The organism is Bradyrhizobium sp. 142 (assembly GCF_023074015.1).
Classification (GTDB): Bacteria; Pseudomonadota; Alphaproteobacteria; order Rhizobiales; family Xanthobacteraceae; genus Bradyrhizobium.
Genome location: NZ_JADPKQ010000209.1, coordinates 40,422 through 54,941 on the forward strand (window position 1 = coordinate 40,422; position 14,520 = coordinate 54,941).

Consider the following 14,520-nt stretch of genomic DNA (forward strand, 5'->3'; position numbering starts at 1 on the left):
CTTGTGGGAGAAGGTGGCGCGAAGCGCCGGATGAGGGGTTGTACCCGCGAGCTGATTGATAAAGGGGAATTCGCGGAGAGAACCCCTCACCCCGCTTCGCTCTGCGAAGCGACCCTCTCCCACAAGGGGAGAGGGAAGAGTTCAAAAACACGTCGTCCGCTCGGCCGCGATGTAGCCGAACAGCAGGCCCGCGCCGAACAGCAGCACGAGGCCGGCGGCGCCGAATTCGATGCCGCGCATGAACAGCGCGCCGCCGTCGCGCCCGGCGCTCAGGCGGCCGGCGATGTCCTTGGCGAAAACGGCAACGACCGCGATGGCAGCGACCATGATCGCGGTGCCGAGCCCCATCAACAAGGTCGCGGCGATGCCGGCCCAGAACAGACCCTGCGCCAGCGCGAACACGAGCACCAGGATCGCGCCCGAGCATGGGCGGATGCCGACGGTCAGGATCGCGGCGAACCCTCGGCGCCAGCCGCCCGGGCCGGCGAGCTCGCTCGGCGCCGGACCATGGGAATGGCCGCAATGCTCGTCATGGACGTGGTCATGCCCGTGATGTGCATGGATGTGACTGTGACCGTAACCATGATCGTGGTGATGATGATCATGCGCATCATGATGGTGATGGCCGTCATCGTTGTGATGCGGCACGCCCGCGATCGCCGGCACGGGCTGGGCGGCATGGAGCGCCCGGATGAAGGTGCCGCCCTTGACCCAGACCAGACGCAGGCCGAACAGCGCGATCAGGCCGTAGCTCGCGATCTCGATCGCGCCTTCAGCCTTGCACATGGTTTTCGCCGTCGCATTCAGCACCCAGGCCGAGATGCCGACGATGAGGATCGCGACCAGCGACTGCATCAATGCTGACGCGAACGATAGCACGATTCCGCGCCGCGCGGTCTCGCGGTTGGCGACAAGATAGGAAGCGATCACCGCCTTGCCGTGGCCGGGGCCGGCAGCATGGAAGATGCCGTAGGCGAACGAGATAAAGAGCAGCGTCCACACCGCCGCGCCGTCGGTTTTAGCGGTGCGGATCGTCGCGGACATCTGGCGATAGAACTCCGACTGCTTCGCCAGGAGCCAGCCGACGAGGCCGCCGCCCTCAGGCTCCGCCGCCTGCGCGGGGTGCGGCGCGCCGAACGGATTTTGCGCGAGGAGATCGTGAAGCGCAGCATCGGCCACGCCCAGCACGATGAGGACCGCGACAACGGCAAGCAGCCCGCGCGCGAGGGGACGAAGACGACTGGTCAAGGACAATCCACCGTGATCTTGTTGGCGAACATCATGCCGAAATTGGCGTTCTCGCCGCTCATGAAGGTCTGCTCGTTGAGCTTCTGCGCGCTCGCCGTACCGTCGCTCGGGCGCTCCAGCTTCGTCTGGCAGCCGGCGGGCGCGCCGACCAGCTTGACCGGATTGTCTTTGGCCATCTGGAAGTCGATGAAGAAGGAGCGGTCGAACACTTCGAGCATCAGCTGCCTGGGCTTGACCGGATTCTTCAGCGGCAAGGTGAAGTGCAGGGTCAGTACTGTATCCTTGTAGTCGAGGAAGTAGTCGACCGGCTCCTGGAATCGCTCCTTCTTGCCGTCGGCTCGCGCAAAGCTGAAGTAGGCATATTCCTTCAGCGACTCGACATTGGTCTGCGCCAGCGGCGCCAACTCTTCGCGCGAATAGGCCCCCTTGGTCTTGGCCTCGAGCCCCTGCACCGCATAGGCCGAAAACATGTCATCAAAGGTCCAGGCGTGGCGAACGCTGGTGATGGTGCCGTCGGCTGCGTAGAGCAGCTCGCTGGTCGCGGTGATCCAGACATGCGGATGCGCGCGCGCCGCGCTGCCTGCGAGCGTGAGACCGGCGGCGAGCAGCAATCCGAACAGGGCGCGCATGCCCATCAGGCCGCCTTTGCGTCGTCGAGCAGGCCGCGACGGCGGAGCAGCGCGTCAGGCTCCGGCGGCCGGCCGCGGAAGGCCTCGTAGGCTGCTTCCGGGTCGACCGATCCGCCCGAGGAATAGATGTCGTCATGCAGGCGCTTGGCCACGGCCGGATCGAATATGTCGCCGGCCTCCTCGAACGCGCCGAAGGCGTCGGCGTCCATCACCTCCGACCACATGTAGCTGTAATAGCCCGCGGCATAATGATCGCCGGTGAAGATGTGGCCGAATTGCGTGGGCCGGTGCCGCAGCGATATCTCCTCGGGCATGCCGATCTTCTCCAGCTCTTTTTTCTCGAAGGCACGCACGTCCTGCGCGGCCGCAGCCGGCTGAGTGTGGAATTCGAGGTCGATCAGGGCCGACGAGACGAACTCGACGGTGGCAAAACCCTGGTTGAATTTTCGCGCGGCAAGGAACCGCTGCAGCAGGTCGTCGGGCAGCGGCTCACCGGTCTGATAGTGGCGGGCGAACTGCTGGAGCACCTCGGGCCGCTCCTGCCAATGCTCGTAGAGCTGGGACGGCAGCTCGACGAAGTCGGTGAAGACGGAGGTGCCCGACAGCGACGGGTAAGTCACGTTGGAGAGCATGCCGTGCAGGCCGTGGCCGAACTCGTGGAACAAGGTCCGGGCATCGTCGGGCGACAGCAGCGAAGGCTGGCCGTCGGCGCCCTTGGCGAAATTGCAGATATTGAGGATCAGCGGCGCGATCTCGCCGTCGAGCTTCTGCTGGTCGCGCAGCGAGGTCATCCAGGCGCCGGAGCGCTTTGACGACCGGGCGAAGTAATCGCCATAGAACAGCGCCTTGTGCTTGCCGTCCCGTCCCTTCACTTCCCAGACGCGGACGTCCGGATGCCAGACCGGGACGTCCTTGCGCTCTTCGAAGGTGATGCCGAATAGGCGCGTGGCGCAGTCGAAGGCAGCCGCGATCATATGATCGAGGGCGAGATAGGGCTTGATCGCGGCGTCGTCGAAATTGGCGCGCTGGAGGCGGAGCTTTTCGGCATAGAAGCGCCAATCCCAGGGCGCGAGCTTGAAATTGCCGCCCTCTTGCGTGATCAGCGTCTGCATCTCATCGCGGTCGGCCAGCGCCCGGGCGCGGGCGGGTTTCCAGACCCGTTCCAGCAGGCCGCGCACCGCCTCCGGCGTCTTGGCCATGGAATCCTCGAGCCGGTAGTCGGCGAAGGTCGGGTACCCCAACAGCCTCGCGCTCTCCTCGCGCAGCTTCAGGATCTCGACGACGATCGTGTTGTTGTCGTTGGCGTTGCCATTGTCGCCGCGCGCGATGAAGGCCTTGTAGATCTTCTCGCGCAGGTCGCGCCGGCCTGCGCTCTTCAGGAACGGCTCGACCGAGGAGCGCGACAGCGTGACGATGGCCTTGCCGGCCATGCCGCGTTCTTCTGCCGCGGCCTTGGCGGCGGCGACGAAACTCTCGGAAAGGCCCTGCCGGTCGCCCTCGCCGAGCTCCATGAACCATTCTTGCTCGTCGCCGAGCAGATGATGGCTGAAGCCGGTGCCGAGCTGGGCGAGCTTTTCGTTGATCTCGGCCATGCGCGTCTTGGCCTCATCGGAAAGGCCGGCGCCGGAGCGGTGGAAGCGCGTGTAAGTGCGTTCCAGCAGCCGGAGTTCCTCCGGCGTGAGCGCGAGATTGCCGCGGTTCTCGTGCAGCTGGGCGATGCGGCCAAACAGCACGGCATTCATCGTGATCGGATTCCAGTGCCGCGCCATCCGCAACGAGACCTCCTTGTCGATCTCCAGGATGGCCGGGTTGGAATGCGCCGAGACGAGATCGTAGAAGACCGCGGTGACCTTGTTCAACAGCTTGCCGGAGCGCTCCAGTGCCGTGATGGTGTTGGCGAAGTCGGGCACGGCCGGATCGCTGGTGATCGCCGCGATCTCGGCGGAATGGTCGGCGAAGGCCTGCTCGAAGGCCGGCAGGAAGTGCTCCGGCTTGATCTCGTCGAAGGGTGGGGTCGCAAACGGCGTCACCCAGGCCTTCAGCAGCGGGTTGGTCTCGGAGTCCGTAGTTTGGCGGATTTCTGACATCACAAGTCCCGATTTCTGAGCCGATTTGTTGGGGCCAGCTATAGCACGCGATGGGGCTTTTTTGGGCCATTTGGCCTTGCTCCCGGCGGGCTTTTCGGGGAGATTGCAGCCCTCGAAGCCACGGACCTTGACCCCATGAACGCGCCTTCCTCGTCCTCCCGTCAGATCGTCTGGCCTAGCGTCATCACCATCATCAGTGCCGCCATCCTGATCGGCGCCGAAGTGTTCGGTGCGGCCTTTGCCGGCGGCTGGGCGCTCGCGATCCTGTTCGGGCTCGGCGATCAAGGTGCGCATATCCTCCAGGCCGTGCTGTTCGCACTCGGCGTCCTCGTCATGACCGCCTTCATCCGTGGGGCTCAGCGCGTCGAGCCGTTCACGAAGCGCGGCTGAAGCGCGCACGCGCGACACGCGCGCCGCGCAGAAAAACTTAACGCCTGTTCATCTTCAGCGGCGCTCGCGCATCACCGCGCAAGCAGATGTTAGGCAATTCTGTTCGCAGCCTAAAAAAATTCTTGCGAAGCAGAGTCAAAACGCTTATGTGCGGACTTGCCCAATTTCGCACGTGCCTGTGGTCGTGTGTCAGTCGGTAGGTATCCGGACAAGAGGCCGGACAGCCGCCAAGGGGTGAAGAAGCCGAGGGGCTCTTCGGAAGCGCCGAAGTCGGAAGACTGAAAAGTCGGAAGACGAAGCGAACCCGAAGCGTCCAGCATCTCTCTCAAGAGATGCCTTGTCGAAGGTGACTTTACTCTTTGCAACCGTGACTGGCAGCCGGAGGCGAACCGGCGCACCCCGCTCTCAACGGGGGACGCGACTTAAAGCAACGACGGATCGGGCTTTTTTGGTCTCTACCGGCATTCCAACGCCGGCGCGGGCTACTGAAAAGGCTTGTCCTTCATTGCCAGGTGTGCGGGCGGGAAAATTCCCGACCAATCCACGGCAGCACAGTCTGGTTTGAGTCTTTGGCTTCGTCGCGCCTCCATCGCGCGATCTGGCCGGAGCGCTCTTATCCGACGTCATTTTTTGAACGGATCCCCGTCGCTGGGCCGTTTGGGAGAGTGCTATGACCGAACGTATTCAGGAATTCCTGCGCAACCGCCGCAGCGAGGGCCGGGACACCGAGCCCTGCCTCGTCGTCGACCTCGAAGTCGTGCGCGACAATTACCAGACCTTTGCCAAGGCGCTGCCCGACAGCCGCGTGTTCTATGCCGTCAAGGCGAACCCGGCGCCGGAAGTGCTGGCTCTGCTCGCCTCCATGGGCTCCTGCTTCGACACCGCCACGGTCGCCGAGATCGAGATGGCGCTGGCCGCTGGGGCTACGCCCGACCGCATCTCCTTTGGCAACACGATCAAGAAGGAGCGCGACATCGCGCGCGCCTTCGCGCTCGGCATTCGTCTGTTCGCAGTCGACTGCACCGCCGAGGTCGAGAAGGTCGCCCGTGCCGCTCCCGGCGCAAAGGTGTTCTGCCGCATCCTCTATGACTGTGCCGGCGCCGAGTGGCCGCTGTCGCGCAAGTTCGGCTGCGACCCGGAAATGGCCGTCGATGTGCTCGACGTCGCCAAGCGCCTGGGCCTGGAGCCGTGCGGCATCTCCTTCCATGTCGGCTCGCAGCAGCGCAAGGTGAAGGCGTGGGACCGTGCGCTGGCGATGGCCTCGCAGGTGTTCCGCGACTGCGCCGAGCGCGGCATCAACCTGACCATGGTCAACATGGGCGGCGGCTTCCCGACCAAGTACCTGAAGGACGTGCCGCCGGTGGTCACCTACGGCCGGTCGATCTTCCGCGCGCTGCGCAAGCACTTCGGCAACCAGATTCCGGAGACCATCATCGAGCCGGGCCGCGGCATGGTGGGCAACGCCGGCATCATCGAATCCGAGGTCGTGCTGATCTCGAAGAAGAGCGACGAGGACGAGGTGCGCTGGGTCTATCTGGACATCGGCAAGTTCGGCGGTCTCGCCGAGACCATGGACGAGTCGATCCGTTACGCCATCCGCACCCCGCATGACGGAGCGGACATGACGCCGTGCGTGCTCGCTGGGCCGACCTGCGATAGCGCCGACGTGCTGTACGAGAAGACCCCGTATCCGCTCCCCGTCACGCTCGAGATCGGCGACAAGCTGCTGATCGAAGGTACCGGAGCCTATACGTCGACCTACTCGGCGGTGGCGTTCAACGGCATCCCGCCGCTGAAGACGTACCACATCTAAGCAGCCTCTCTTATTCTGAGGCCTGACGAACCCGGAGCCGGCTTGCCGGCTCCTCGCTGACATTTCGATTCTGACGACGCCTTGGACCGGCGTGCTGCTCGCACGCCGGTCCAAGCGGGGAATGACGCGCCATGACTGCTTTTCGGAAGCCACAGATCGCCCTCACCTTGAAAGCCGCTCCGTTCGTGATCCGCGCCGAGCGTGCTGCCGACGTCGCGATGCGTGAATCGCTGCTGGATGCCTGCTTTGGCGAGAACCGCCATGGCCGCACCTGCCAGCGCTTGCGCGACGGACGTGCACCCGCCGCCGGCCTCGCGCTGGCCGCCGTGCACGAGGGACAACTCGTGGGAACCGTGCGTCTGTGGCACGTCAGCGCCGGAGGCAGGCCCGCCTTGGTCCTCGGACCGCTGGCGGTCGACCCTGCCTGCCGCGAGCTCGGGATCGGCGCCGCGCTGATGCAACAAGCGCTGGCCGCCGCCCGGGCGCGCGGACATGCCGCCGTGATCCTGCTCGGCGATGCCCCCTATTACGCGCGCTTCGGCTTCTCGGCCGCCAGGACCGGTGAGCTCTCGCTGCCCGGCCCGTTCGAGCGCGACCGCCTGCTCGCGCTGGAATTCACCGAAGGCGCACTCGACGGCGTGTCCGGGATGATCGTCCCCACGGGCGCGGCCTTGCCCAAACGGCGGGCATCGCGCGCCCTCGACGCGCACGCGGCCTAAGGGATTGCCATGATGGCCACGGGCCGCGTCGCGCGGCGGTGCCTGCACGCGCCTATTCTGACGCCCGTTGCTTTGGGGTTGCGCGAACCCGAGAAACGCCCTTTAACCCGCGAAACATCCCCTCAATCGAGGTCCGAGCCCATGCCCCGTCGCCTGATTTCCACCGGCTCCCCGTTCGAGAAGACCGCCGGTTACAGCCGCGCCGTGATCGACGGCGAGTTCGCCTTCGTCGCGGGGACCACCGGCTACGACTACACCACGATGACGATTCCGGCCGATGTCACGAGCCAGTCACGCAACTGCTTCAAGACCATCGAAGCCGCCCTGAAGGAGGGCGGTTTCGAGATGGCCGACATCGTCCGCGCGACCTACTACCTCACCGACGTCAAGGACGCGGACGCCCACTTCGCCGTCTGCGGCGAAGTCCTCGGCGAGATCCGGCCGGCCGCAACTCTCGTCGTCGTCTCGGCGCTCTACAAGCCCGAGATGAAAGTCGAGATCGAAGTGACCGCGAAGCGCCGCACCTGATCCATCCTCACCATTTGTCCGCCAGCACGTTCCGGAGAAACCATCCCATGAGCCCCGCCTCGCAGATCTACGCGAAGATCACCGGTCCCATTGTCATGGTCGGCTTCGGCTCCATCGGCAAAGGCACGCTGCCGCTGATCGAGCGGCATCTCGATTACGACAAGTCGCGCGTCACCGTGATCGATCCCAAGGACGAGGGCCGCAAAGCACATTGCGAGAAGCACAATGTCAGATTCATCCAGAAGGGCGTGACCAGGGACAATTATCGCGAGTTGCTGACCCCGCTGCTTACCGAAGGCGGCGGCCAGGGTTTTTGCGTCAATCTCTCGGTCGATACCGGCTCTACCGACATCATGGAGCTCTGCAACGAACTCGGTGCTCTCTATATCGACACCGTCAACGAGCCCTGGCTCGGTTTCTATTTCGATGCTTCGAAGGGCCCGGAAGCGCGCTCCAACTACGCCCTGCGCGAAGCGACGCTGGCCGCCAAGAAGGCGCGCCCCGCCGGCTCGACGACGGCCGTCTCCTGTTGTGGCGCCAATCCCGGCATGGTCTCCTTTTTCGTCAAGCAGGCGCTACTCAATGTCGCCGCTGATCTTAAGCTCAATGCCCCTAAGCCGAAGACCAGAGCCGAATGGGCGGACTTGATGCGGCAGGCTGGTATCAAGGGCATCCACATCGCCGAACGCGACACCCAGCGCTCCAAGTCCCCGAAAGAGCCGGACGTCTTCGTCAACACCTGGTCGGTGGAAGGTTTCCTGTCGGAAGGCGTGCAGCCGTCCGAACTCGGCTGGGGCACCCATGAAAAATGGATGCCCGAGAATGCGCGTACCCACGAAGCTGGCTGCGGTGCTGCCATCTATCTGATGCAACCCGGCGCCAACACGCGCGTGCGCACCTGGTGCCCGACTCGCGGCGCGCAATATGGCTTCCTCGTCACTCACAACGAGTCGATCTCGATCGCCGATTATTTCACGGTGCGCGATGCATCGGGCACGGCGGTCTATCGGCCGACCTGCCACTATGCCTATCATCCGGCTGACGATGCCGTGCTGTCGCTGCATGAAATGTTCGGCCGCGCAGCGAAGATGCAGGAAAAGCACCACATTCTCGACGAGAATGAAATCGTCGATGGCATCGACGAGCTCGGCGTGCTGCTGTTCGGCCATGACAACAATGCCTACTGGTACGGATCGCAGCTCTCCATCGAAGAGACCCGCAAGCTCGCGCCCTATCAGAACGCCACCGGCCTGCAAGTGACCTCTGCCGTGCTCGGCGGCATGGTGTGGGCGCTGGAAAACCAGAACGAAGGCATCGTCGAAGCCGACGAGATGGATTTCGATCGTCTGCTGGAAATCCAGCTGCCTTATCTCGGCCCGGTAAAAGGTTACTACACCGACTGGACGCCGCTGACGGATCGTCCGGGACTTTTTCCGGAGGATATCGACACCAGCGATCCCTGGCAGTTCCGGAATGTTCTGGTGCGCTGAGGGGAATTCTCTCTGCTCATCACTTTGGGGGCGACGCGTGCCCCAAGCTCCGCTGTCATGCCCCGCGAAGGCGGGGCATCCAGTACGCCGCGGCTTTTCCGTATCCACGCGTGGTCTCTGGAATACTGGATCGTCCGCCTTCGCGGACGATGACACCGTGAGTGTAGCTGCCGCCTACTTCTCCTTGATTGGCGGCGCGATCTTCTCGGCAGGTGCCGGCGGCAATGCTGGTTTAGCCGCGCCCGCCGCGCCTTGGGTTTGCGGTTCGGGGCGCGCGGGTTCTGGCGCCGGCGTGGTCGGCCGTTCGCCGCCGGGCTTGGATTCCGCGGGCGTCTTGCTCTGATCGTCGGAAGGCGTGCCCTGGAGCGGCCCCGTCGCCTGCGCCGTCTGCATCCGGCTCTCGGCACGGATCTGCGCCAACGACAGGCCCGACACCACGACGCCAGCCACAAACAGCGAGCAGGCGATCAGCAGGTCTCGTGTCAGTGTGCCCTTGTGGTCTTTGCCGGTCATATCGATCACCGCTTTTGTCCGCGGGATCAACGAATTGGTGCGACAGCGGTTCCTTGCTGGGCAAATCGGGAACCGCACGTCTGCGCGCCAAAAGGCCGCGCTTAGTCGGTGGTGCTGACTTCCCAGGTGGCGTGACGCACGCCCGGCAGGTGTTGCAGATCGGTCGCCACCGCATTCAGCTCGTTCGGATCGACCGCGGTCGCGACCAGCTTTGCGACGATCTCGATCAGGTCATCTCCGGTCTCGACCACGTCGATATCGGCCACCGGATATTTTGCACTCTCGAGCTTGTCGACGAGCCGGTCGCGCATGTCGGGCAGAGCATCTGCCGCAACCGCGAGCTTGAAATAGTACGTCGCTTCCGACGCCTTCTCGTTCAGCGGGATGCGGTTGATGGCGTTGACCAGCGGACGCAGCATGGTGTTGCCGGCGATGACGAACACGGCTAGCGCAGCCGCCTGCGCGATCATGTCGGCGCCGGCGCAGGAGCCGACCGCGGCCGACGCCCACAGCGTCGCCGCAGTGTTGAGCCCGCGCACGTCCATGCCCTGCTTCATGATGACGCCGGCGCCGAGAAAGCCGATGCCGGAGACGACGTAGGAGATCACCCGCACCGCGCCGTCCGCGCCGGTCAGATGCATGGCGAGATCGACGAAGGCGGCGGCTCCGACCGCAACCAGCACGTTGGTACGCAGGCCCACGGTGCGCTGCCGATATTGCCGCTCGGCGCCGATCAGCGTGCCCAGCACAAAGGCCGTGAACAGGCTGACCAGCGTGTCGAGGAAATCAGCAATCTGGAAGGTCGTCAGAAACCGCATGGCCCCCTATACGGTCAGAAGATGACGATTAATCACGCGGCAACCTCAGCTAGCCAGCCTTGCGGCCTTCAAAAGGATTCGCGATTCTTTCCTCAAGGAGGCGTGCATGGGCCACACCTGACTGAACAAGGATATCGAGGCACCTGAAAAGTTCGTCTGCCCGGTCAGCCAAGACAGCATGCGCCGTGGCATCGTTGGTTAGAACTGCATCGAACCAGGTGCAAACGCGGCTGCCGATGTTCTTCTCTGCCCAGAAATTCCGGTCGACGCCGTAGGCTGCGCACCAGGCCGCCATGGCCTGAACGACGAAAGGAATGAGGGCCTTGCCGTGAGAAGATTCGACCAAGTTCAAGAACAGGCTGGCCAGATAGCCTGAGGTTGGCGCTCCGACCACGAGCTCGGTGAGCGTGGCCATACTTGTCTGCAAGCCCGACCAATTATCTGGGATCGTGGGACGTCCCGTGTTGGCCCAGCGTGACGCCTGGTAGAACATCGCATTCAGAGCACCGCCGGCATGGGTTCCGCTGGTGAATCCTTTGTCACGTCCCAAGCGCCGATAGTTCCAAGCGCGCTTGATACGATCCGCAAGTAGCGCGCGAACTGCGACCGGATTTTCTGGAGCCTTTGTGTCCGTTGCCACCGTGGCTCGGTCGTACCCGCGAAGGAATGACGCCATCGCGTCGTGAAACGCTTCATCGTAGAATTTCACAATGCGACTCAAAAACAAGTTGGTCACTTCCAAATGCGGAAGGGCAGCACTCAACACGCCGGCGAAGTCAAAGAACTCGATATTCCAGGTATGCGGACGATTGTCGCGCTCGCGCACACCGTCTCCATGCGGGCCATTGGCATCGTCGGTCCACGCCATGAGGTGGCCAGCCAACCCTTTAACCCAAGCCGGCACATCGCTGATCGTGAAGCGGATGAGATGTTGAATAAGCCGACCTATTGCGTGCTCATCAACATAGTGGCTCGCCGGTTCGTCGTCATCGTCGTCGTCTTCGATATGTCCATGGTCGTCCAGGCGTATACCGCGGCGCGGTGCCGATCGCCACGACGCCAATTCAGGCCATGAAGGCTCAGCACCTTCGCCGTCGAGCCAACGCTGTTCGATATCAATGGCAGCATCGACTGCCTCGCGGTAAAGGCGCTCGTTTTCCTTCTGCTGCTCAAGGCCCAGGACGCGGCGCGGATGGACGGCGCTGACCATGACGATGCGGGCAATCGATCGGGGAAGCCGTTCGTCGACCTCGCCAAGGCGTAGCAGGTTCTGGCCGAGCGCCTCCTGCGCGGCGGGATGTTCGTATGCCGCTGCGCGCAAGATCATGCTCTGCGTTATGGTAGAATCGCCTCTGAGAAAAGAGACACGATTCCGAGCGTAGCAATAGCCGTCGTGTTGTATTCGATCTGATCGCCTTGATATTCCCTGACTTTTTGCTCTGATGCTGCCAGTAGGATTGGTGTTCCCCAAGCTAAAGCATCATCGCGATCCGCAGCTTCGTAGTCGCGCGCGACGAGCGCCGCAGTCATCACGACCGCTCGTCGGTTCCATTCGGCGTCGTAGCTTTTGTTCTCTTTACCTGAGTTTTCACCCTCTTCGTCAGGTATCGGCCCAGCTTCCGATAGCTGCGCTTCTGCCCACTCAAGTGCTTCTTGTAACAAGGCGGGTGTTGATTGGTCGGATTCAAGGAGAGCAGTCTGAATCCGACGGCGAATATTCATGCGCTGAAGGCTGGCGTTTGCGCGTGCCGCCTGATCTTCTCTTTCCCGTTGTTCTTCAGGAGGTTCGGTAAACTGATAGGCCTCGATTTGCGTGCCGCCCTGCGAGGTCCTCGACACGCTCTCCCAATTTTCGGCTTCCGTCATGCGGATGGCGCGTGCGACCGTTAGGTGAAGCTCTTCGATCCGATTTGGATGGTCTTCGATCTGGTCATTGAGATCGTCACGCGACTGTTCGAGAGCCGCCCGGAGAAGCCTGAGACACGTAGCATCTTCGCGGAAGACGTAACGCGCAATCATGTCGGCCAAGCGCGTCCATCGAGACGGTTGCGCATTGAGATCCACGCGAATGGCAGCCTGAATCTGCTGACTTCCCCTACGAGGGAGACGATTAACGCCAGAAACATCATGCTGGAAGCGATCTTCGTCCAATTGAAGCAGTTGGGGACTCGCCGCCAGGGGCCAAGCGGCATCAGCAGCCGCCCGCCAATGCGAGAGAGCGAGGTCAACCGCAACACTGAGGAACGCAACGCTTGAGCCATCGGGACCAAGGACGTCATCAAGAATTTCGATGAACGGGCGTCCTGCCGCGATCTGGAGGTGACCCCAGGCTTCCAGTGCTCTCAATGCCGTTGTTGCGATCAGCGAGGGACCCGAGTTCCGTGCCCAACGATAGACGGTGAGATCGCCCTCGAATCTCTTCGCCTTGCCCGGAAAAGGGACATTGATTTGTGGAAATGGCTTTCGTTGTTCTTGGTATTGCTCGCGCCGCCATTGCGTCGCGTGCTCGACGAGCCCGCGAATAAGCCGTAATCCATCTTCGCGGGACGCGTTCAGAACCGAGAGCAACGGGCCGCGGTCGAGTGGCGTATCCAGAAAGACATGCTCGTGAGTCTGGAACGGACCGTAGTCGCGACGTCGCGAATAATATCGGTCTGGATCGTCCTTCTCGATCAGCGACGCCAACGCGAAATCTGCAAATCGCCCAGGAGCGGCCTCAGGTAGCGTTCCAGGCGATTTGAGAAGAGTTTGCTGATCGTGATAGGCGATGGTTTGTGAATTGATGGCGGTCAGGTACTGTGCCGCCGCCGCTGGATTCAGGTTGGCGAAAGTAAACGCGATCATCCGGATGTCGCTTCGCACGTCGTCCAGATGATCGATATTGAGGCTCGGCGGAACCTCGCTGATGTCTTTATAGACGCGATGCGTCACACGCGATTCGACGAGCGCAAGCCAATCAAAAAGAATCCCGACAATCTGAGCGTTGATTGGATGGTTGTGACCGTGCGTGGTCATTAGCCACGCCTGAAATACCTTGACGGCATCCGGAATGAGTTCGGTCGGTAGAGACTTGGCGGATATCGTGAGCCACACGACGAGCGGAACCCAACTGGGACCTTTCGGCGCGATGAAGTCGCCACCACCCGCCGCCGGTAGAGCTATGTCCGGCCTTACCCGCGCGATCAAGGCAGCGAGGGGTTCAGACTCAACCGCGATCATGAGCCGAATGACTTCGCGCAGACGGCGCCCGCCTGATTCCAATAGAACGGGCGCCAATCTCCCAAAAAACGTCGAAGCATCTTCAGAGCGCGGAAGTGCCAGCAAGATCGGCCGCTTCCAGCTCCCATGGCTGCCTTCGCGCTCGGCAATGGCAAGCAATGCCAGCCAGCGTTGCCCCGTAGGGTCATCGGCCAATGCCAATCGTGCGGCGATCTCCAGGCCACGTGCCAAGACAGCCGCCAGTGGCCGTTCCATTGGCTGCGCCGCCAACAGATTGGCGTCCTCGTAAAACTGAAACCCGATCGTCCAGTCGCGAAGAACATCGTGGCGGAAAGTTACGCTTGCGCCCCGGATTTCCTCGCGCAGACTTTCGAGGCGCAACAATTCAGCCACGGTCGCGGAATCGAGATTGTCGACATTGAACGTCGCCTGCGACGGGTTCGAGATCGCTTGCGCGCCGATTGCGCGCAGCAGTCTCAAGCGCGCAAATCTCCGGTCGTCCTCGGATCGTCCGCCACCGTAGCGCCACCACAGGCGCGCAAGATCCAGTTCGGTTGCAATGCTTGCGTCCTGTCCGACGCCGAGTTCGACCAGGCGCGACAAATAGAAGAGGTTTTCAGCAATTTCCTTTGCCAGATGTCCGTCTGTCAAAATCAGGGCCAGTGCCTTGTTCTGCGAGGACAGCTCGACCTTTTCCTCATCCAAGTTTCGTTTTCCAGTCATCACTTTCGACGCCGCAGGTTGCGACGATGCGCCAGCCCTGACTGAGGGTCGCTTGGGACAGCAGATCGGTGACGGTGGCCCATTCGCCTTGATCGTCGATCTGGTCGATGTTGTCGATGAACAGTATCGCTCCGCCACCCGCGCCAAGCTCGTTGAACAACTCCGCCTGGGAGCCGGCCCAACCGATCGTATGAGCCATCGCGAGCCAACCGCGGGAAATAATCCTGCCGCGGCGCAGAGCCAGGACGCAGCCTTCCGTCTGCAGACGCACCGCAAGATGCTTCATGACCGCGGATTTACCGACACCGGGCCGACCCTGTATCAGCATCACGGGACGCTGGTG

General features: G+C 62.6%; 13 protein-coding genes. 5 read left to right on the top strand and 8 right to left on the bottom strand.

The features are described from left to right. Window positions 1–141 precede the first annotated feature (141 nt). The 3 genes from IVA82_RS19195 to IVA82_RS19205 are packed head-to-tail and all read right to left on the bottom strand — an operon-like array spanning window position 142 to window position 3,964. Window positions 142–1,248: a nickel/cobalt transporter gene (locus IVA82_RS19195; RefSeq protein WP_247386821.1), complete on the bottom strand. Its 1,107-nt coding sequence runs from the start codon at window positions 1,246–1,248 to the stop codon at window positions 142–144. After that, window positions 1,245–1,883: a DUF1007 family protein gene (locus IVA82_RS19200; protein WP_247386820.1), complete on the bottom strand. Its 639-nt coding sequence runs from the start codon at window positions 1,881–1,883 to the stop codon at window positions 1,245–1,247. Before IVA82_RS19200 ends, IVA82_RS19195 begins: the two co-directional genes overlap by 4 nt. Continuing rightward, window positions 1,883–3,964 carry a M3 family metallopeptidase gene (locus IVA82_RS19205; protein WP_247386819.1) on the bottom strand — a complete coding sequence of 694 codons (2,082 nt, stop codon included), beginning with the start codon at window positions 3,962–3,964 and terminating at the stop codon, window positions 1,883–1,885. The genes IVA82_RS19200 and IVA82_RS19205 overlap by 1 nt, the downstream gene beginning before the upstream one ends. Before the next feature lie 135 nt (window positions 3,965–4,099). Here IVA82_RS19205 and IVA82_RS19210 point away from each other — a divergent pair, with 135 nt between their 5' ends. The 5 genes from IVA82_RS19210 to IVA82_RS19230 all read left to right on the top strand — a co-directional run bounded on the left by IVA82_RS19210 (window position 4,100) and on the right by IVA82_RS19230 (window position 8,904). Continuing rightward, entirely contained in the window at window positions 4,100–4,354 is a 255-nt protein-coding gene (locus IVA82_RS19210; protein ID WP_148740681.1) for a hypothetical protein, read from the top strand. Window positions 4,355–5,024: 670 nt separating this feature from the next. Then, window positions 5,025–6,167, top strand: coding sequence for a type III PLP-dependent enzyme (locus IVA82_RS19215; protein ID WP_247386818.1), 1,143 nt, complete (start codon window positions 5,025–5,027; stop codon window positions 6,165–6,167). Between the two features lie 131 nt (window positions 6,168–6,298). Further along, entirely contained in the window at window positions 6,299–6,886 is a 588-nt protein-coding gene (locus tag IVA82_RS19220; RefSeq protein WP_247386817.1) for an N-acetyltransferase, read from the top strand. Window positions 6,887–7,027: 141 nt separating this feature from the next. Beyond that, window positions 7,028–7,414: a RidA family protein gene (locus tag IVA82_RS19225; RefSeq protein WP_247386816.1), complete on the top strand. Its 387-nt coding sequence runs from the start codon at window positions 7,028–7,030 to the stop codon at window positions 7,412–7,414. A 47-nt stretch (window positions 7,415–7,461) separates the two neighbouring features. Then, window positions 7,462–8,904 (top strand): homospermidine synthase, encoded by a 1,443-nt coding sequence (locus tag IVA82_RS19230; protein WP_247386815.1) that lies wholly within the window; start codon window positions 7,462–7,464, stop codon window positions 8,902–8,904. Between the two features lie 174 nt (window positions 8,905–9,078). On the opposite strand, the gene IVA82_RS19235 is transcribed toward IVA82_RS19230, so the two are convergent. From IVA82_RS19235 to IVA82_RS19255, 5 genes are all read right to left on the bottom strand, one after another. Continuing rightward, window positions 9,079–9,417, bottom strand: a complete 339-nt coding sequence (locus tag IVA82_RS19235) for a hypothetical protein (RefSeq protein WP_247386814.1) — start codon at window positions 9,415–9,417, stop codon at window positions 9,079–9,081. Window positions 9,418–9,518: 101 nt separating this feature from the next. Next, on the bottom strand, window positions 9,519–10,235 hold the full coding sequence (locus tag IVA82_RS19240) for an MgtC/SapB family protein (RefSeq protein ID WP_247386813.1): 717 nt from the start codon (window positions 10,233–10,235) through the stop codon (window positions 9,519–9,521). Window positions 10,236–10,284: 49 nt separating this feature from the next. Continuing rightward, window positions 10,285–11,556, bottom strand: a complete 1,272-nt coding sequence (locus IVA82_RS19245; protein WP_247386812.1) for a hypothetical protein — start codon at window positions 11,554–11,556, stop codon at window positions 10,285–10,287. 14 nt (window positions 11,557–11,570) lie between these two features. Further along, a complete protein-coding gene (locus tag IVA82_RS19250; protein WP_247386811.1) occupies window positions 11,571–14,159 on the bottom strand; it encodes a hypothetical protein in 2,589 nt (862 codons plus the stop codon). Next, window positions 14,152–14,505: an AAA family ATPase gene (locus tag IVA82_RS19255; RefSeq protein ID WP_247386852.1), complete on the bottom strand. Its 354-nt coding sequence runs from the start codon at window positions 14,503–14,505 to the stop codon at window positions 14,152–14,154. The genes IVA82_RS19250 and IVA82_RS19255 overlap by 8 nt, the downstream gene beginning before the upstream one ends. Window positions 14,506–14,520: the final 15 nt, after the last annotated feature.